At 74.5% G+C, this 18379-nt stretch carries 13 protein-coding genes, 1 tRNA gene and 1 pseudogene; 7 read left to right on the top strand and 8 right to left on the bottom strand.

From position 1 onward, the window contains the following. Positions 1–43 precede the first annotated feature (43 nt). Together AW16_RS18450 and AW16_RS0112175 are read left to right on the top strand one after the other, a co-directional pair. Entirely contained in the window at positions 44–196 is a 153-nt protein-coding gene (locus AW16_RS18450) for a hypothetical protein (RefSeq protein WP_156044159.1), read from the top strand. A 150-nt stretch (positions 197–346) separates the two neighbouring features. Further along, entirely contained in the window at positions 347–1282 is a 936-nt protein-coding gene (locus tag AW16_RS0112175) for a hypothetical protein (protein WP_029290749.1), read from the top strand. 544 nt (positions 1283–1826) lie between these two features. Here AW16_RS0112175 and AW16_RS0112170 read toward each other — a convergent pair. The 6 genes from AW16_RS0112170 to AW16_RS0112145 form a co-directional block, all read right to left on the bottom strand. After that, entirely contained in the window at positions 1827–3206 is a 1380-nt protein-coding gene (locus tag AW16_RS0112170; protein WP_029290747.1) for a PQQ-binding-like beta-propeller repeat protein, read from the bottom strand. A 34-nt stretch (positions 3207–3240) separates the two neighbouring features. Continuing rightward, a complete protein-coding gene (locus AW16_RS0112165; protein WP_029290745.1) occupies positions 3241–4650 on the bottom strand; it encodes a PQQ-binding-like beta-propeller repeat protein in 1410 nt (469 codons plus the stop codon). Between the two features lie 57 nt (positions 4651–4707). Continuing rightward, on the bottom strand, positions 4708–6147 hold the full coding sequence (locus AW16_RS0112160) for a PQQ-binding-like beta-propeller repeat protein (protein ID WP_081861639.1): 1440 nt from the start codon (positions 6145–6147) through the stop codon (positions 4708–4710). Between the two features lie 9 nt (positions 6148–6156). Beyond that, positions 6157–8412, bottom strand: coding sequence for an Ig-like domain-containing protein (locus tag AW16_RS17785; protein ID WP_051681906.1), 2256 nt, complete (start codon positions 8410–8412; stop codon positions 6157–6159). 123 nt (positions 8413–8535) lie between these two features. Beyond that, positions 8536–9291 (bottom strand): trehalose-phosphatase, encoded by a 756-nt coding sequence (gene otsB / locus AW16_RS0112150; RefSeq protein WP_029290740.1) that lies wholly within the window; start codon positions 9289–9291, stop codon positions 8536–8538. After that, positions 9284–10726: a trehalose-6-phosphate synthase gene (locus tag AW16_RS0112145; RefSeq protein ID WP_029290738.1), complete on the bottom strand. Its 1443-nt coding sequence runs from the start codon at positions 10724–10726 to the stop codon at positions 9284–9286. Before AW16_RS0112145 ends, otsB begins: the two co-directional genes overlap by 8 nt. 94 nt (positions 10727–10820) lie before the next feature. Between AW16_RS0112145 and AW16_RS0112140 the strand changes: the two genes are divergently transcribed. From AW16_RS0112140 to AW16_RS0112130, 3 genes are all read left to right on the top strand, one after another. Then, complete coding sequence (locus AW16_RS0112140; protein ID WP_029290736.1) at positions 10821–12500, top strand: serine/threonine-protein kinase; 1680 nt, start codon at positions 10821–10823, stop codon at positions 12498–12500. Between the two features lie 70 nt (positions 12501–12570). Continuing rightward, positions 12571–13056 (top strand): hypothetical protein, encoded by a 486-nt coding sequence (locus tag AW16_RS0112135; protein ID WP_029290734.1) that lies wholly within the window; start codon positions 12571–12573, stop codon positions 13054–13056. A 61-nt stretch (positions 13057–13117) separates the two neighbouring features. Continuing rightward, the gene (locus tag AW16_RS0112130; protein WP_029290732.1) at positions 13118–14014 is read left to right on the top strand and encodes a thioredoxin domain-containing protein; all 897 of its coding nucleotides are present in this window, start codon (positions 13118–13120) and stop codon (positions 14012–14014) included. Positions 14015–14104: 90 nt separating this feature from the next. On the opposite strand, the gene AW16_RS0112125 is transcribed toward AW16_RS0112130, so the two are convergent. Next, on the bottom strand, positions 14105–16111 hold the full coding sequence (locus AW16_RS0112125; RefSeq protein ID WP_029290729.1) for a S9 family peptidase: 2007 nt from the start codon (positions 16109–16111) through the stop codon (positions 14105–14107). A gap of 233 nt (positions 16112–16344) precedes the next feature. Here AW16_RS0112125 and AW16_RS0112120 point away from each other — a divergent pair. After that, positions 16345–16421: transfer RNA gene (locus tag AW16_RS0112120), tRNA-Thr, on the top strand. 34 nt (positions 16422–16455) lie between these two features. Next, entirely contained in the window at positions 16456–17961 is a 1506-nt protein-coding gene (locus tag AW16_RS0112115; RefSeq protein ID WP_081861638.1) for a basic amino acid/polyamine antiporter, read from the top strand. Positions 17962–18068: 107 nt separating this feature from the next. Here AW16_RS0112115 and AW16_RS18650 read toward each other — a convergent pair. Then, positions 18069–18379, bottom strand: a pseudogene (locus AW16_RS18650) (alkaline phosphatase); the annotation flags it as partial.

The raw sequence follows: 18379 nt of genomic DNA, 5'->3' as shown, positions 1-18379 counted from the left end.
CCGGTCAGCCGAGGGCGAGTCCGAGGCCGCGCTCCTGGCGACGATGCGCGCGGCCGCGGCGGCGCGCGGTTACGCCGTCGAGCTGGTGGCCAGCACCGACTATGACGCCGACAACTGGATCGGGAACGCGCTCGAAGCAGCCGCCCGCGCAACCACGCCTGTGCCGGCTGTCCCAACGCTCGACGAGCTGCGCTGAGCGCCGCCGTGGACGAAGAGGCGCACTCGCCAAGACGGCCGAACCGACGAGCTCTACGCGACCGGGTGGCTGATCAGCCGCCCGCACGGGTGCGCGGCGGTGCTGAACATTCACCCGCGGGTGCTCTGGTCGCACCCCTAGGGTGGCGCCATGAAGATGGCGGTCGCAGTTGTGGTCATGGTTGTGTTGCTCGGCGCGTGCAGCCAGGGCGGGTCAGCGGTGACCGGCAGCAGTGGTGTGTCAGACCGGTGTGACGTGCTCTCCGGCACCATCGGCACGATGAAGCGGCTACCCGGGACCGCCGACCTCGGAGACGTCGACAGCGCCATCGCCGCAGCCGCTTACACGTTCCCGAGCAAGCCGCAGTGCGTGGTGCAGGTCACCGGCCCGGGCGGCGATTACGCCGACTTCTACTGGATCGACTGGTCGTACGACACCGTCCGCGACGTCGAGACGTCCCTCGAGGCACAGGGGTTGCGGGCCTACTACGCCGACGACTCACACACGTACGGTCAGGCCAACTACTCCACCGACGGGTCGGTCCGCACGGCAGCGAAGCTCCTGTGGGGAGCCGACAGCATGCAGCACCTGACGAGCGGCACGTTCCACGTGGCACTCCTTCCCACAGACACGGCGACCACCCAGGCCCCCTCACCGAACGCCACCCCGCACGGCGAGTCGACAGGTATGGACGCAATCTGCCCGGAGGCCCAAGTCGTCTCGGAAGCCCTCGCAGCAACCTGGGTTCAGAACCGGCTCGTTACCGACGACTCGTGCGTCTACACCCAGGACGGCCCCTCCATCGACGGTGCCGCGGTCGCTCTATCGACCTACACGAGCGGTTCTCTGACCAACCTGCGAAGCCAGGCAGCCAAGGGCAACACCGTCACCGATGTCCCGGAGCTCGGCCAGGACGCATTCGAGTTCCAATCGAACGCGGCCGAAGCAGGTGCCAGGTGCACGGTGATGGCATGGTCAACCGACAAGTCGACGGTCATCTCCGCGCAGGCGACAGCCGGCAAGAACGGCCAGCTCGCCGACGCATGCGCTGCAGCGCAAACGGCGCTGGACCTCCTACGCCACTAGAACCGGTCGCACACGCCAGCGCCCAAGGCTGAAATCAGCTGGTCCCTTCATGCGTTCGCGGAGCGCTCCGGTCTCCTGCCAGGCGGCAGCGCCCACGCGACTCGGGTCGAGACCGAGATCGCGCGCGACGATCGCGACTGCCGCGGCGAAGGAGGCCCCCCACAGCGCCAAGCAGACGCGGCTGTCCCGCAGGCCCCATTGGCACGAGCACGCTTCGACGTTCACTGGATTGGCGGCGGCTCGGTCGTCCGGATGGCTCGTGGACCGACGCTGCGTTGCCGTCGACCATGGCGGTGGCCAAAAGGTACATAAGGCCCAAAAGTGTGTCAATGAAACCTGTGACGGCCGGAGAGTAGACCGCCGGTTGCGCGGCGGGTTGTCCGAGCCGGCGTCCTGCCGCTCTGACCTGCAGGTTTGCATATTCGTTGAGAACGACGTCGACCGGCACGAACTTCACAGGTTGCGTGCCGCCATCTGGGAACCACGACGCCTCTGGACCTCTCCGCGGTCGCTCGCGCGAGGCCTGGGCCCGACGGTCGGCGGGTCAGCCGAGGGCGATCGCGACGTCGTCGTGCGTGCGGACGAAGATCCGCCCGGCCGCGAACATGGTGCGCGCGACGTCCCCGGTGGCCACCTCCGCGGCGGCTGCGAGGTCCGTCGACCAGCGCGGCGCCCCGCCTGCCAGGGCGAACGCGTCCGCCCGCGCCGTCCCGTGCAGCACCACGAGCACGCGCCCGTCCGACGAGACCTCGTCGACCCCGCCCGCGACGGGCCGGCGCCACAGCTCGTCACCCGTGCGCGCGTCGAGAGCGACGACCGCGCTCGCGGTCCCGACGTACAGCCGTCCGTCCAGCAGCAGGTTCGCGGTGGGCGCCACGCGAGCGCGCCACAGCTCCGTGCCGTCGGTCGCGGACCGCGCGACGAGCTCGCCCGCGGCCGCGTCGTCGGTGAACAGCTCGTCGGGCACGGAGCCGTCGTCCACCGCGATCCGCAGCGGCTCGTCACCCGACCGGACCACGCGTCCGTCGCGCAGGAGGATGCGGCCCTGAAGGTCCCCGCGCGGGCCGTACGAACGTGCCGTGACCGCGCCCGCGCGGAGCGCCGACCACCACGTCACGTCGGTGACCTGCACGGACGGGCCCGGCACGCCGCGGGTGTCGAGCACGAGCCCGCTGCCGTCGTAGGCGAACAGCGTCCGGCCGTCTCCCGCGTCGAGGACCTGAGGGGCGGTCGCGTCCGGCGAGCCGGGCTGCGGCGTGCGGTACGTCCAGCGGGCGTCGCCCGTGCGCGGGTCCAGCGATCGGACCGTCCAGGTGCGACCCGGGCCGCCCTCGGCGACGACGAGCCGACCCGGCAGCGCGAGCACCTGCGCGTCCGAGCGCAGCGAGCGCTCCACGAGCACCGCACCTGTGCGCGGGTCGACCGTCCACAGCGCGCGGCGCGCCACCGCGACGGCGTCGACCGGCGCGTCCGGCACCGCCTGGCACGCGGCGACCGCCCCGACGGGCACGCACCACGTCAGCAGGTGCTGGGCCAGCGGCGCCTCGACCGGGGTGGTCCACAGCAGCCTCCCCGTGCTGGTGTCGCGGCCCTGCAGGACGTACCCGTCGTCGTCGTCCGTGCCCTGCACCAGGACCCCGTCCACGGGGGTGCCCAGCACGTGCGCCCCCGCGGCGACACCGGTGCGCCACCGGGCGCGCAGGTCGTCGCCCACGGGCGCGAGGACGCCGGGCACGTCGGCCAGCGCCGCGACGCGCCGTCGCTCGGCGGCGTCCGTGCGCCCCTGGAGGACGAGCGCCGCGACGGCGAGGGCCACGACCGCGACGGCCATCGCGACACCGTGCCGGCGCAGCCACCCGGGGCGCTGCGGCGGCGGGGGAGCCGACGTCTCGTCGAGCGCGACCTCGCGCGTCGCGGCGCTCATCCGACGGCGCCCGCACGGCAGCTCGTCCGACGGCTCATCGCAGCGTCACCGCGGACCCGTCGACCAGCCACACCACCACGTGCCCCGCCGACCGGTCGATCCCCACCGAGGTGACGTGGACGTCGGCCGGGAGCAGGTCGCGCACGTCCTGGGTCCACACCATGCCGCCGTCGCGCAGCCGCAGCGCCTGCACCGTCGCGGGCGCGCGCGTCACCACCAGCACGTGCCCGTCGGTGGACATCCCCTGCACCGCCTGCCCGTCGCTGCGCCACAGCACCCGCCCCGTCCGCGCGTCGAGAGCGACGACGCCCGTGCGCGTGCCGAGGTAGAGGCGGTCGTCGAGCAGCACCTGCGTGGTCGTCGGCTCGGTGGAGCGCCACAGGACGTGGCCGTCGGTCGCGGAGCGCGCGACGATCGTCTGGTCGTCGTGCGACGCCCGAGCCGTGAGCACGGTGCCGGGCACGGAGCCGTCGTCGACCGTGAGATTCGGGGCGTCCTCGGTCGTCGGCAGCGCGCCACCGCCGGGCAGGAGCAGCATGCCCGCCTGCGTGCCGTCCTGCGGGTACCACCAGCCCGTCGCGGCGCCCGCGCGCAGCCACGCCCACGCCGTCTCGGGCCGTGCGGAACGATCGGCCAGCGGGCGCCCGTCCGGGCCCAGCACCCAGACGTGCCCCGGGACGCCGAGCAGCGTGCGGCCGCCCTGCACCGAGAGCTGCGCGGGACGCACCGACGCGGTCGACACGTCGGAGGGGGTGTCGAACGTCCACGCGGCGGCGTCGGTCACCGGGTCGGACGCGCGCACGCGCCAGGACGACCCCTGCGGCGACGCGACGACGAGCCGTGCGGGCGTCCCGTCAGCGGCCGCGGGTGCCGCCGTGACCGTTGCGAGCGCCGGCACCGATCGGGTCGCGAGGACCTCGCCGGAGCGCGGGTCGAGCACCCACAGGTCGTGGTCCGGCTCCTGCGACGCCCACAGCCCGGTGTTCTTGCCGGACGTGCATACGCCGACGTCACCGACCGGGAAGCACGAGGTCCACGTCGAGCCCTCGTCGGACCGCCGCACGGGCGTGGACCACAGCTCACGGCCCGTCGCGGTGTCGACACCGTGCAGCGCGAACGCGGTGCCCTGCACGCGCCCGTCGATGACGACCCCGTCGACCGGCCGCGTCCACGCGAGGTCGGTGTCGTCGAGCGGGACCGTCATCCCGAGGTGCAGACCGCCCTCGACCGGCGCCATGATCCCGGGCACGGCGTCGAGCCGCGCCTGGCGCGCGTCGTCGTGCCGCGTCAGCGTGTGCTGGACTCCCACGACCAGCGCCACGACCGCCGCCGCGGCCAGCGCGCACGCCACCGCGTGCCGCCGCACCCACGAGGGCGCCGCGGGCGGGTCCGGCGTCGCGACCGCGGTGTCCTCGACCTCGACCGGCGCCATGCGCGCGGGCATGGAGCGACGGTACGCCGCCTGCGCATCGGGGGCGCGCGGCCGCGGTCCGCGGCCGGGTCAGGAGGCGCCGAGCACGACGAGCGAGCCGTCCGCCGCGACGAGCGCGAGCGCGTGCAGGGCGGGGACGCCGACGACCTTCGACGCCGGGCGGTCGTCGTCCACGTGCGTGCTCCACCGGCGCGAGCCGTCGCGCAGGTCGTACGCCCGAACGTCGAGGTGCGGCGTCGAGACCAGGAGCACGCGGCCGTCGGTGTCGAGCGTGAAGGACGTGAGCCCGGCGTCGTCGCCGGACTGCCAGCGGACGCGGCCGGTGACTGCGTCGCGCGCGACGACCCCATCGGGCGAGGTGGCGTACACCGTGCCGCCCACGAGGAGCGCGCTCGCGGCATCGCCGTCGAGCGCGGTGCGCCACAGCTCCTTGCCGGAGGCGGCGGCCCGAGCCACGAGCTCCGGCGTGGTCGTCGAGGCCGTGCGCAACAACGCGACGCCGTCGGCCGTACCGTCGTCGACGCGCAGGGGGAGCGGCTGCTCGCCGGCGAGGTCGACGGCCGTGCCGTCCTGGGACACGAAACGCGCGGGTTGTGTCGCGGCGAGGTCGTCCGCCGACCGTGTGCCCGACTCGTCGTCGGTCGCCCACGGCGCGATCCCGAGCGCCGCGCCGCCGCGCAGCGGGGACCAGGCGTCGGCCCGGTGCCCCAGGTCGCGCCAGAGCTCGGTGCCGTCGACGGCGTCGGCCACCGACCCTTCGGGCGTGCTGACGACGACGTGGTCGCCCACGGCGGCGATGTGCGCGTCCTCGAGGGACCCCGACGGCAAGGGCGTCTGCCACTGCGCGGTGACGGCACCGTCGGAAGGGTCCACGGCCGTCACGCCGACGAAGCCGTTCACGTCGCCCACGGTCAGCACCCGGCCTGCCGCCACGGCTGAGTCGCCCGGCGTCGTCGGGGCCCACACCTGGTGACCGGTGCGCGCATCCAGGACGACGGTGACACCGCCGACGTCGTAGGAGACGCCGAAGTCGGGGGAGCAGGCGACCAGGTGCGGGAGCGCGGGCGTCGTCGACGCTGACGTGAACCGGTCGCACGCGACCGCCCAGCCGAGCGAGATCGGCGCGGTCCAGACGCGATGCCCGTCGACCGCAGACACGCCCACGAGCGCCGATCCGTTCGGGTCGGCGCTGCCGACCACGACGCCGTCGAGGTCGACGCCGCCCACGACGGCTGCAGCCTCCGCGGCGTCCAGCTTCAGCCCCGGCCGCAGGGCGTGGTCGACGCGGTGCAGGATGCCGGGAACCGTCGCCAGCGCGGCGACGTGGGCGTCTCGCTCGCGCGTGTCCGCGACCTGCCTGCCGACCACCACGGCGCCGGCGACGACGAGTGTGACCACCACCCAGGTGACAGGCCGACGGGCCCACGGCCGGCGCTCGCGCGCGCGGTCCGTGGACCCGTCGACAGGTTCGTCGTCCTCGAGCCCGACCTGCGTCATCCCCCCGCTCATGCAGGCAACCTAGCGGTCGGTCAGCCTCCGGCGGCGTGCGAGGAGGAGCAGGCCGGCGCCCAGGGCGACGAGCGCGGCGCCTGCACCGACGAGCGGCGCGGTGTCGGAGCCGGTCGCGGCGAGCGGCGGCGTGGGCGCGGCCGTCGGGTCGGTAGCGGCCAGGACCGTCACCGACACCTTCTCCACGTGCACGTCGCCCAGCGGGTCCGTCGCGGTCACGACGAGCGTGTGCGTGCCGGCCTCGACGTCGGGGACCGTGGTCTCGACGATCGCCGTGCCGTCCGCGTCGGTCGTCGCAGAGCCCAGGTCCACCGGGGTGGAGTGCAGCTCGAACGAGACCTTCGTGCCGGGCAGCAGCCCGCCCGCGGCGGCGTAGACCGTGTCGCCCGGGTGCACCTGCGTGACCTCGTTGCCGTCGGCGTCGAGCAGCGCGGCGTCGAACGTGTCGGGCGCGACGGTGAAGTGCTTCACCTCGGAGCGGCCCGTGATGCCGAGGTCCTCGATCGCGGCGACGACCTGCACGGTGTGGTCACCCCCGCGCTGCGGGGCCGAGAGGGTCAGCACCGCGGTCTCGTCGTCATCGGCGCCGATGCCGAGGTCGGAGGCCTTGACCGGCGTGCCGTCGAGCAGCAGGACGAGCGAGCCGTCCTTCACCATGTCGGCGATGTCGGAGGAGCCGGCGACCCCGAGGTCCTCGCCGAGCCAGGTCAGCTTCACGCGGACCGCGTTGTCCACGCCCGCGCCGACGCGGTACGGACCCGGGTCGACCTGCAGGTCGATGGGGAGCTGGACGGGCTCGACCGTGGCGGTGCGGGTCGCGCCCGTGAGGGCCGCGGCGCCCGCGACGTCGGGGTAGGTCGCGACGACGCGCAGTGCGACCGAGACCGGGTTGCCGTCCTCGTCGGGGACCATGCCGAGCAGGAGCGCGAGCGAGCCGTCGATCGCGAACGTGCCGTCCGCGCCGACGGTCTGGTCGTCGAGGTCGAGCCACTGCCCTTCGCGCTGCAGCTGCAGCGTGACGACCGAGCCGGGGAGCTGGCCGGAGCCGCGCGCGACGAGCTCGGGCGTGCTCACAGGGTTCGTGACCGCCTTGCCGGCGTCGTCGGTCAGCTTCCACGGGAGGCTCGCGGGCAGGACCGTGAAGGGCGTCGTCGGCGTGGTCGAGCCGAGCGCCGCGTCGTCGGCCGTGAACCGTGCCGAGACCTGGTGCACGCCGACCTTCGTCGCGGGCACCGGCAGGGTCGCGGTCGCCGTCGAGCCGTCGACGTGCACCGCGACGGGCGAGCCCGAGGCCGAGCCGTCGACGAGCAGCTGGACGGCACCGCCGGCGAAGTCGGTCGCGCCGTTCGCCGTCACCGTCACGACCGCGCTCGCCGAGCCGCCGGCGACCGCGTGGGCCGACGACAGCGCGATGGTCGACGTGGAGGTCACCGCGGGCTCGTCGTACGTCAGCGCGAGCATGCCGTCCTCGGTGCTCGGATCGGTGCCCGAGGCGTGCAGCGTCAGGCCGGGCGCCGCGTAGCCCGAGCCCCCGCCGCCGCCCGCGTACGTGCTCTCGCCCACGGTTCCGCCACCGCCGCCTCCGAAGTACCCGCCACCGCCTGCGCCACCGGCGGCACCGGACTCGTCGTCCGCGCCGGGGGCTCCCGCGCCCCCGACGCCGAACGTCGACGTCGTCGCGGGACCCGTCCCGTCGGACGCGTCGGCACCACCGGCGCCGGCCGCCGCGAGCGTGCCGCCGCCACCGCCACCCTCGCCCGCACCGGGCTCCCCGACGAGCGTGAGGCCGCCGCCGCCGTCACCCCCGGCGTGGCCACGGGTCCCGCCCGCACCGCCGCCGCCCGCGACGAGCAGCAGGCCGTGCGCGTCGGACAGGAAGGTGCCACCGCCGGACTCGCCGTCCGTGCCGCCGCCATAGCCGTTGGCGGCGGCGTACAGGCCGACGCGGCCGACGAGCGTCGAACCGGGCGTCACGGGCACGGTCGCACGGACCACACCGCCGGAGCCGCCTGCTCCCCCATGGCCCCACGCGTCGCCTCCGACGAGCACCGCCTCGACCGACGTCACGCCGGCCGGCACCTCCCACGTGGCGAGGCCGCTGTTCGCGTTGAAGTCCACGGTGCACGTGCCGTCGTGGCAGCTCGTGCGGGTCGTGAAGTCGGCGTGGGCGGCCGGTGCGACGACGACGGCGCCGGCTGCGGCGACGCCCAGGCTCGCCGCGACGGCGACCAGGCGGCGCAGGGGGCGTGGGGTGGAGACGGGCACGGGTGCTCCAGGATGCTCGGGGGTGTCGCGAAACTGTCGCACAGTCCGGCCGCGCCGACGTCATCGCGACGGCGATTCACCCCGCGGGGCCGCCGAACCGTCCGATGTGCCCCACCTGACGGCTCAGGTGAGGCCGCGCAGCGCGTCGACCAGCGCGTCGGCGTCCGCCACCCGCCAGCGCGCGACCGTGTCTCCGGGGCCGACCTTGATCCCCGCGTCGGCGTCGCCCAGGACGGCGAACGCGTTCTCGTCCGTGGTGTCGTCGCCCGCGTAGACCACCGACGCGACGCCCAGCTCGGTGCGCAGCGCGGACAGCGACTCGCCCTTGTCCGCGTGCAGCACGGAGATCTCGACGACGTCCTTGCCGTGGATCACGCGCGAGCCCAGCTCGCCGCCCAGCTCGAGCGCGGCCGCCTCGGCGAGGTCCGCGTCCTCGCGCTGAGCGAGGCGCGTGTGCACGACCACCGCTGTCGGCTTGGTCTCGACCCACACGCCGTCGCGACCGCGCGCGATCGACGCGGCGCGCGCGCCGAGCGTGGCGAGGCGGTCGGCCTCGTCGTCGGCCAGCTGCACCACGTCCCGGTCCAGCCCGAAGCGCGTCACGCGCGCCCGCTCGGCGCCGTGCGAGCCGATGAGGTACGTGCCGGCGGGGACCTGCGCGAGCTGGTGCAGGTCCGCCAGCGCGCGGCCCGAGACGAGAGCCAGGCGAACGTCGGGGTGCGCGCCGAGGTCGGCGAGCACCTCGACGCCCGCGGGCACGATGCGCGAGCGGGTCGGGTCGTCCTGCAACGGCGCGAGCGTTCCGTCGAAGTCGAGCGCGACGAGCACCGGGCGGGCGAGCGCGGCCAGGGCCGTGGCGAGGCCGGGCGCGTCAGTCATGCGACGCCCCCGCCGCGCGCTGCGGCACCGCGGCGAGCGCCGCGAGGAACTCCTGCGACCACGCGTTCACGTCGTGCCCCAGCACCCGGCGCCGCAGCCTGCGCATGCGCTTGCGCGACTCGCGCGGGTCCATGTGCACCGCGTAGGAGATCGCGTCCTTGGTGCCGTCGATGTCGTGCGGGTTGACCAGCACCGCACCCGTGAGCTCGTCGGCCGCGCCCGTGAACTCCGAGAGCACCAGCGCGCCGCGGTCGTCGGACCGCGCTGCGACGTACTCCTTGGCCACCAGGTTCATGCCGTCGCGCAGCGCGGTCACGAGCATCACGTCGGCCGCCAGGTACAGCGCGGCCATCTCCTCCATCGGGAACGACTGGTGCAGGTACTGCACGGGCGCGTGGCCCACCTGGCCGAAGTCGCCGTTGATGCGCCCGACCAGCAGCTCGACCTCGTCGCGCAGCTGCGCGTACGCGTCGACGTTCTCGCGCGACGGGCTCGCGACCTGCACGAGCGTCGTGTCCTGCGCGGACAGCCGCCCGTCCTCGAGCAGCTCGCCGTACGCCTTGATGCGGTGGCGGATGCCCTTGGTGTAGTCGAGCCGGTCCACGCCGAGCAGCAGCGTGCGCGGGTCGCCCAGCTCGCGGCGGATCTCCCGGGCGCGCGCCTTGACCGCGTCGGTCCGCGCGAGCTCGTCGAAAGCGCCCGAGTCGATCGAGATGGGGAACGCCGCCGCGCGCACGTGCCGCTCGACCTTGCCGTCGCGCGTGATCGTCACGACCTGCCCGCGCGTCGTGAGGTCGGTGAGCCGGCGGACCGTGCGCACGAAGTTGCCGGCGTCGCCCACGCGCTGGAAGCCGACGAGGTCCGCACCGAGCAGCCCCTCGACGACCTGCCGCCGCCACGGCAGCTGCGCGAACAGCTCGAGCGGGGGGAAGGGGATGTGGTGGAAGTAGCCGATGCGCAGGTCCGGGCGCTGGTCCCGCAGCATCTTGGGGACCAGCTGGAGCTGGTAGTCGTGCACCCACACGGTCGCGCCCTGCGCCGCCTGCTCGGCGGCGGCGTCCGCGAACCGCTTGTTGACGCGCTGGTAGGCGTCCCACCACTGCCGGTGGAACGCGGGCGCGGAGATCACGTCGTGGTACAGCGGCCACAGGGTGTCGTTGGAGAACCCCTCGTAGAACCGCTCGATCTCCTCGGCCGAGAGCGGCACGGGCACCAGCTCGGTGCCGTCGACCTCGAACGGGTCGAGCTCCTGGTCCGGCGCGCCGCCCCAGCCGACCCACGCGCCGTCGGCCTTCGCCATGACCGGCGCGAGGGCCGTCACCAGCCCGCCGGGCGACCGGGTCCAGCTCGGTTCGCCGTCCTCCGAGACGGTCACGTCGACGGGAAGACGGTTGGCGACGACCACCAGGTCGTAGCCGCGTGCAGGCGCGGGCACGGCATCAGCTCCTCAGGGATTCGCGAACCGACCCTAACCGCCCGGCGCGCGTGCCGCCCGGGCAGGCCGCGCCCGGGCCGCTAGCGTGCCGGGCATGGAGCGCATCGGCCTCGAGCCCGGATCGGAGATCGGCGGGTACACGATCGTCGCGCCCCTCGGCTCCGGGGGGATGGGCACCGTGTACCGCGCGGTGGACGGCGGGCAGAACCCCGTCGCGCTCAAGCTGCTGCACCCGCACGTCGGCGCCGACGCGGTCGCGCGCGAACGGCTGCGCCGCGAGGTCGCCGCGCTGCAGCGGCTCCGCCACCCGGCGGTCGCGGCGGTGCTCGACGCCGAGGCGGACTCGACCGAGGCGTTCCTCGTCACCGAGCTGGTCGACGGCCGCAACCTGTCCGAGCACGTGCGCGAGCTCGGCCCGCTGAGCCCGGACGAGCTCGTCGCGCTCGCGGCGGGGCTGCGCGACGCGCTCGACGCGGTGCACGACGCGGGCGTGGTGCACCGCGACCTGAAGCCCTCCAACGTCGTCGTCTCGGTGCGCGGTCCGGTGCTCATCGACTTCGGCATCGCGCAGGCGGCCGACGACGACGCGCGCGTCACGTCCACCGGGTTCGTGCTCGGCACACCGGGGTACCTCGCGCCCGAGCTCGTGGCCGGGGGCGAGCCGTCCGAGGCGAGCGACTGGTGGGGCTGGGCCGCCGTGCTGGCGTTCGCCGCGACCGGGCGTGACCCGTTCGGGACCCGGCCGATCGACGCGGTGCTGGCGCGCGCGACCGCCGGGGACGTCGACGTGGCGGGCCTCGGCGTGCTGACCGCGGGGGCCCTGCGGGGCGCCCTGACGCCGACCGAGGCGGACCGCACCGCACCCGACGACGTGGTCGCGGCCCTCGAGGTCGCCGCGGCCGACGGCGACCTGCCGCCCGGCGAGGACAGCACCGTGGTGCTCGACACGAGCATGCCGCCCACGGCCGCGACCGTGGTCGCGGCGCAGGACGGGCGGACGGTCGCGTTCGCCGCGGCGCCGCCGGAGCCGGACCCCGACGACGACGAGGACGACGAGGCGCTCATCCACGCGCGCCCGGTCGACGTCGACGACCCCGTCGAGTGGATCGAGGGGGACCTCGACGCGTCCGAGGACCTGGGCGACGACGGCTCGGGGTACGAACGCCCGGTCGCGCGCCGCCGGTGGGTCGCGCTGCTCGCGGTCGGTGTGCTCGTCGGGTGCCTGGCCGCGCTGTTCCCGCTCGTCGTGCTGATCGTGGTGCTGGTCCTCGTGGTGGTCGTGCGCGCGATCGGGTCGACGGTCGAGGGGATGCACACGCGCCGCGAACGCGCCGGCGTGCGCGGCAGCGACGTGCTGCGGGCGGTCGCGACGAGCCCGTGGCACCTGGTGCGCACGCTCGTCGCGCTCGTGCCGAGCCTCCTCGTCTCGGCGAGCGCGATGGTGATCGTCGGCGGTGTGCTGTGGTGGCTGATCGACAACGGCACGCTCACGCTCGGCGCGCTCGGGCCCGGCGACGAGGTGCAGGGCCCCGCGGCGTCGCTGGCCGTCGCGCTCGTCGTGATGCTCGGCATCACGCTCGTGTGGTTCGGGCCGTTGTCCCGGATGACGCGTGTGGGGGCACGGCGGGTGCTCGCGTGGGTCGCCCCCGGGCTGCTCGGGACGCTCGTCGTGGTCGTCGTCTGCCTCGTCGGCGCGCTCGTCGCCGTGGCGGCGGTGCGGCACGGTGCGGACATCGTGTGGTCGCCCGCGTCGGTGCCGACGCTGCCGCAGTGACGGAAGCTGTGACCGTCGCTGTCGCCCGACCGGTGACGGTCGCTCAGGGGCAGGCCCTACTCTGTCTCGCATGATCGCGCCCGGACGCCCGCTCGGTGCGCGTCCTCGCGCGCTCGCGGTCGTCCTGACCGGCGCGCTCGCGCTCGGTTCCGCGGCGCTGACGCTCGCCGCGGGCCGGCTCGCGCTGCACGGCTGCTTCGACGCCGGCCCGGGCGCGGGCGCCGCGCTGCGGCTCGCGCTGCTGCGCCGCTCGGCGGACTGCCCCGACGGCTCGTTCGCCGCGGGCGGCACGGTGTTCGTGCTGCTCAGCGTCGCGCTGCCGGTGCTCGTCGCGCACGCCCTGCTCGCCCTGGGCGGCGCCGGCCTCGCCTCGTTCGCCGCGCGTGCGGCGCGTGCCGTGCACCGGGTCGTGTCCGCGGCGCTCGGCCGCCGGGCCGACGAGCCGTCCGTGCTCCTCGTCGGCCGCGCCGCACCCGTCGTCGCCCGCCCTGCCCCTGCTCGCACGCTCGCCGTCACGCACGGCACCTACCGTCGCGGTCCGCCGCCGGCTGCCTGACGCCTCACCGCACCAGCAGCAGCCCGACCGACCCGTACGACCTCACCAGACCAGGAGCGACATGCCCACCAACGACCCGCGCCCCACCAAGGCGCAGCGCCGCGACGACGCCCGTGAGAAGGCTCGCCAGATGCGCATCGAGCAGGAGCGCAAGGCCAAGCGGACCAGGATCGTCGCGATCTCGGCCCTCGCGGTCGCGCTCGTCGCGCTCGTCGGCGTCGGCGCCTACATCTTCAAGCAGGACGCCGACAACAAGGCGACGTACGCGAACGTGATGTTCGCGGGCGGCTCGTCCGACGCCGTGATCCCCGCGCTCGCCGACACCAAGGCCCCCTCGACCGCGTCCGGCGCGTACATCCCCGTGTCGAAGGACGGCGTCGGCAAGGCCGCCGCGAGCGGCGTCACGCTGAGCATCTACTACGACCTGCAGTGCCCCATCTGCGCGCAGTTCGACTCGATCAACGCGGCCGACCTCGACGCGCTCGCGGCCGAGGACGGCGTGACCATCAAGTACTTCCCGGTCTCGTTCCTCGACCAGCAGTCGCTCGGCACGCACTACTCGATGCGCGCCGCCAACGCCGCGGCGATCGTCGCGGACAAGGACTCGGCGAACTACCCGAAGTTCCTCACGGCGCTGTTCGCGCAGCAGCCCGCGGAGAACACCAACGGCCTGACCGACGACAAGATCGCCGAGATCGCGCAAGGCGTCGGCGTCCCGTCGTCGGTGACGGACACGTTCACGGACACGGTCGACGGCACGTACAAGCTCACCGGCTCGGACACCGAGCAGAAGGGCACCTGGCGGACCTACGCGCCGTGGATGGAGTCGACGACGAACGAGATGCAGACGGTCATCGGCAAGGTCTCGACGCCGACCGTGCTGATCGACGACAAGGCGTTCACCGGCTGGCAGACCCCCGGCGCCCTGAAGGCCGCCGTCGAGGCCGCCAAGAGCTGACCTCCCGCGGTCCTGCGCCTTGGCCGCAGCCGCTCTGCGTGAAGCGTTACGTCGCTCTCAGCTGACTTTCGCTTCACGCAGAGCGGGCGGTCACCGCCGGGGGACCGGGAGGTGGGTCGCCCACCAGCGCAGGACGTGCTCGAAGCGCTGCTGCCGGTGGCGCGGGCGGCCCGAGCGCGTGAGCTCGTGGCCCTCGCCGGGGAACAGCAGCAGCTCGGCGGGCACGCCGCGGCGGCGCAGCTCGACGAACCAGCGCTGGCCCTGCTCGACGGGGCAGCGCCAGTCCTGCTCGGAGTGGATGACGAGCGTCGGCGTGCTGACCCTCTCGACGTGGGCCATGGGTGACTGCGCGGCGACCAGCGCGGCGCCGCCCTCGTCGGCCGCGTCGCCGACGTAGTCGAGCCCGAAGAACCAGCCGATGTCGCTCGACCCGACGAAGCTCACGGGGTCGAGGAACCCGCGCTCCACGATCGCGCCGACGAACCGGTCCGTGCGCGTCGTGAGCCACGCCGTCATGTACCCGCCGTACGAGCCGCCCATGACGCCCACGCGCTGCGCGTCGAGCGCCGGGTCCTGCAGCGCCGCGTCCAGCAGCGCGAGCAGGTCGTCGGTGTCGACCGTGCCGAACCCGCGGTGGATCGCCGCACCGTGCGCGCGCCCGTATCCGGACGACCCGCGCGGGTTGCCGTAGACCACGGCGTAGCCCGCCTCGGCGAGCACCTGCACCTCGTCGAACAGCGCGTGCGTGTACTGCGCGAACGGGCCGCCGTGGATCATCAGGATCGTCGGGTGGGGGCCGTCGCCGTAGCGCTGGGGGTCGGGCGTGACGACCCAGCCGTGCACCGGGTAGCCGTCGGGCGCCTGGGCGGTGAGCTCTCGCGGCTCGCGGACGCGACCGGTCGCGCGCAGGGGCGCGGACAGGTCGGTGAGCGTGCGGTTCTCGTCCCCGACGAGCACCAGGTCACCCGACGAGCCGGGCCGCGCGACGCCCGCGACGAGGCGTCCGCCGCCGGCCGCGGCGCTGGTCACGACGTCGGTCCCGCCGACGAGCGTCGTCGGCTCGTCGGCCACGCGGACCAGGTGGACCGCCCCGCGCCGCTCGATCCCGACGACCGGGTCGCCGTCGAGCTCAACGAGCACGCCCGTGAGCTGGTCCGCCTCGGGGTCGGTCAGCCGCCGGGGGGTGCCCGCCGCGTGCCCGTCGTCGTCGAGGTCGAGCACGTACAGACCGGTCTGCGCAGCGACGAAGTCGCGTCCCGTCGGTCCGACGTCGGTGGCGAGGATCCACAGCGTGCGGCCGTCGGCGGACGGGAGCGTGGCGTCGACGCCGAGCGTGCTGCCGGCATCGGCGTCGGTGAGCGCCACGGGCGCCGCCTGCCCGGCGCCTTCCTCGCCGGTGCGGCGGGCGTCGACGAGCACCGCGTCGCGGCGCAGGTCGGTCTCGCGCTGCGCGTGCCTGGCGGTCGTCACGACGATGCCCGCACCGTCCGTCGTCCAGCGCGCGGACGTGACGTCCTGCGCGTCCGGCGTGAGGTCGACCGCATCCGGCAGCGACGCGCCCGGCTCGGCTCCGGGCTCGTCGTCGGCCGGGACCTCCACGACGAGCACGTGCCGCGGCCGGTCGCGGTCGAAGCCCACGCCGTCCGACCGGTACCGCAGCTCGGTGATGTGCCGCGGCGCCTCCGCGGCGGGGTCGCCGCCGGGCACGTACCGCCCCTCCTCGGGCACACGCGCGAGGAACAGGACGCGCGTGCCGTCGGGCGAGAGCCGCGGCGTCGATGCACCCAGCGGCGCGTCGGTCAGCCGCACGGGCTCGCCGCCTGTCGTCGCGACCACGTGCACCTGCGGTCGCCCCTTCGCCTCGGCGCGCGTGAACACGACCCACCGGCCGTCGGGGGAGACGTCGGGCTCTGCGTCCCGGTGCCCCCGCGTCAGCCTCGTCGACCCCGAGCCGTCGAACCCCACCCGCCACAGCTGGCCGACGTACTCGTCCGCCTCGAGGTCAGGACGGGTCACCGACACGATCGCGGCGGACCCGTCGGGCAGCACCGCAGGAGAACCGGGGACACGGAGGAGCGCAAGGTCGTCGGGGATCACCCGACGAATCTACGTCGCCCGAGCGCTCGCCCCGTCCGCCCCGCGCCCCGCCGCCCACGAGCGTGAAGCCTTCCGCGCCCCTGAGCGCACCAACGCTTCACGCAGCGCTCCCACGGCCGGCAACCCCACCGCGTCCACGTGTGCGTGAAGCGTTCCGTGCGTCTCAGCGCACCAAGCGCTGCACGGAACGGGGCCGCGGGCAGGCGGCGCACCTCGGTACGCTGTCGCCACCTGCCTCCTTAGCTCAGTCGGCCAGAGCACCTGTCTTGTAAACAGGGGGTCGTCGGTTCGAATCCGACAGGGGGCTCCACCTCGGACCACCGGTCCGGCGAGGAGGTGCGCACGTGCCGCACGATCCCGCCGAACCCGGCGTCGCACCCGAGCCCGGCACCGGTCGCGGCGCGCCGGGGTCCGCCGCAGCGGCCGACCCCGCGGCCGCCCCCGAGCCCCACCGCACCGTCTCGCGCTGGTCGCTCGCCGCGATCGTCACCGGCTCGATGCTCGGCGCGGGCGTGTTCTCCCTCCCGCGCACGTTCGCCGGCAGCACCGGGGTGGTCGGCAGCCTCGTCGCGTGGGCCGTCGCGGGGACCGGGATGCTCATGCTCGCGCTGGTCTTCCAGCGGCTCGCCGCCCAGCGCCCCGACCTGGACGCCGGCGTCTACGCGTACGCCCGCGCGGGGTTCGGCCGGTACCTCGGGTTCCTGTCCGCGCTCGGGTACTGGGCCGCGGCGACGATGGGCAACGTCGTGTACTGGGTGCTCATCTGCGCGACGCTCTCGCGCTGGTTCCCCGCGCTGGGGGACGGGGGCACGCCCGCGGCGCTGCTCGTGTCGTCGGTCGGCCTGTGGCTGTTCTGGGCGCTCGTGGTGCGGGGCGTGACGTCGGCGACCGCGGTGAACCGTGTGGTCACGGTCGCCAAGACGGTCCCGCTCGTGGTGTTCGTCGTGGTCGTGGCGCTCGCGTTCGACCCGAGGGTGTTCGCCGCCAACCTCTGGGGGCCGTCCGGTGGGTGGAGCGGGCTGCTCCCGGAGGTGCGCGGCACGCTGCTGCTGACCGTGTTCGCGTTCCTCGGCGTCGAGGGTGCGAGCGTGTACTCGCGGTACGCCCGCCGACGCCGGGACGTCGGGTGGGCGACGTTGACCGGCTTCGGGTCGGTGCTGGCGCTGTTCGTGCTCGTGACGATGGTCGGGTTCGGCGTCATGCCGCGCGAGCGGATCGCGGCGCTGGGGCAGCCGTCGGTCGCGGGCGTGCTCGAGGACGTCGTCGGCGGCTGGGGCGCGACGTTCGTCGGTATCGGTGTGATCGTGTGCGTGCTCGGGGCGTACCTGGCGTGGACGCTCATGGCCGCGGAGGTGATCCACTCGGCGGCGCTGCGCGGTGACATGCCGCGCGCGCTCGCGCGGATCAACGCACGCGGCGGGCCGTGGGCCGCGGTGACGATGACGACCGTCACCGCGCAGGTCTTCCTCGTCCTGGCGGCCTCGGCCGACGACGCGTTCGACACCGCGATCGCGATCACGTCGTCGCTCTCGCTCGTGCCCTACCTGCTCGCGGCGGCCTTCGCGGTCAAGCTCGAGGCGACGGAGCGAGGCCACCGGGCCCGCGCGCTCGTCGTCGCGTCGCTCGCGCTGGTCTACACCGTGTTCCTCGTGTGGGCCGGTGGCGTCACGTACCTGCTGGTCTCGACGATCGTGTACTCGCTCGGCACCGTCCTGTACGTGCTCACGCGGTACGAGCAGGGGGAGCCGCGCTGGTTCACGCGATGGGAGGCGCTGCTGTGCGTGCTCGTCGTCGCCGCCGGCGTCACGGGGGCGGTGCTCCTCGCGTCGGGGCGCATCGAGCTCGGCTGACCCGGGCGAGAACGTGAGCCGGGACGAGGACGACGAAGGGGCCCGAGGATCGCCCGGGCCCCTTCGCCGTCGCCGTGTCAGCGATGCGTCGCCGTGTCAGCGATGCGTCACCGGTTCGAGATCGTCACCGGGACGAGCTTCTCGGTCGTGCGCCCGTCGATGCCGACAGCGTCGATCTTCAGCTGGTAGCTGCCGTTCGGGTAGTCGCGCGTGTCGAGCACGAGCGTCGGGTTCTTGCCCGCGTTCGTGCTGCCGGGGGCCTTGGTGTTGTCCGCCTTCCACACGCCGCCCTTGTCGAGCTCGATGTACGTGTAGCGCGGCGCGGTGTCGAGCTGGACGCGCACGGTCTGCTTGCCCCGCAGGATCGCGCCGTCCATCACGTTGACGTTGCGGATCACCGGGGCGCCGGGGGTGGGGG

Origin of the sequence: Cellulomonas sp. HZM, from assembly GCF_000708885.1 — a bacterium.
Lineage (GTDB): Bacteria > Actinomycetota > Actinomycetes > Actinomycetales > Cellulomonadaceae > Cellulomonas.
Note: the sequence above shows the minus strand (reverse complement) of the source record. Positions and strands in the feature narration are given on the sequence as shown.

What these genes read in the sequence shown, in the direction of transcription:
- AW16_RS18450 (WP_156044159.1), top strand. Translation starts at nt 44, where the DNA reads ATGCGCGCGGCCGCGGCGGCGCGCGGTTACGCCGTCGAGCTGGTGGCC.
- AW16_RS0112175 (WP_029290749.1), top strand. Translation starts at nt 347, where the DNA reads ATGAAGATGGCGGTCGCAGTTGTGGTCATGGTTGTGTTGCTCGGCGCG.
- AW16_RS0112170 (WP_029290747.1), bottom strand. Translation starts at nt 3,206, where the DNA reads ATGAGCGCCGCGACGCGCGAGGTCGCGCTCGACGAGACGTCGGCTCCC.
- AW16_RS0112165 (WP_029290745.1), bottom strand. Translation starts at nt 4,650, where the DNA reads ATGCCCGCGCGCATGGCGCCGGTCGAGGTCGAGGACACCGCGGTCGCG.
- AW16_RS0112160 (WP_081861639.1), bottom strand. Translation starts at nt 6,147, where the DNA reads ATGAGCGGGGGGATGACGCAGGTCGGGCTCGAGGACGACGAACCTGTC.
- otsB (WP_029290740.1), bottom strand. Translation starts at nt 9,291, where the DNA reads ATGACTGACGCGCCCGGCCTCGCCACGGCCCTGGCCGCGCTCGCCCGC.
- AW16_RS0112140 (WP_029290736.1), top strand. Translation starts at nt 10,821, where the DNA reads ATGGAGCGCATCGGCCTCGAGCCCGGATCGGAGATCGGCGGGTACACG.
- AW16_RS0112135 (WP_029290734.1), top strand. Translation starts at nt 12,571, where the DNA reads ATGATCGCGCCCGGACGCCCGCTCGGTGCGCGTCCTCGCGCGCTCGCG.
- AW16_RS0112130 (WP_029290732.1), top strand. Translation starts at nt 13,118, where the DNA reads ATGCCCACCAACGACCCGCGCCCCACCAAGGCGCAGCGCCGCGACGAC.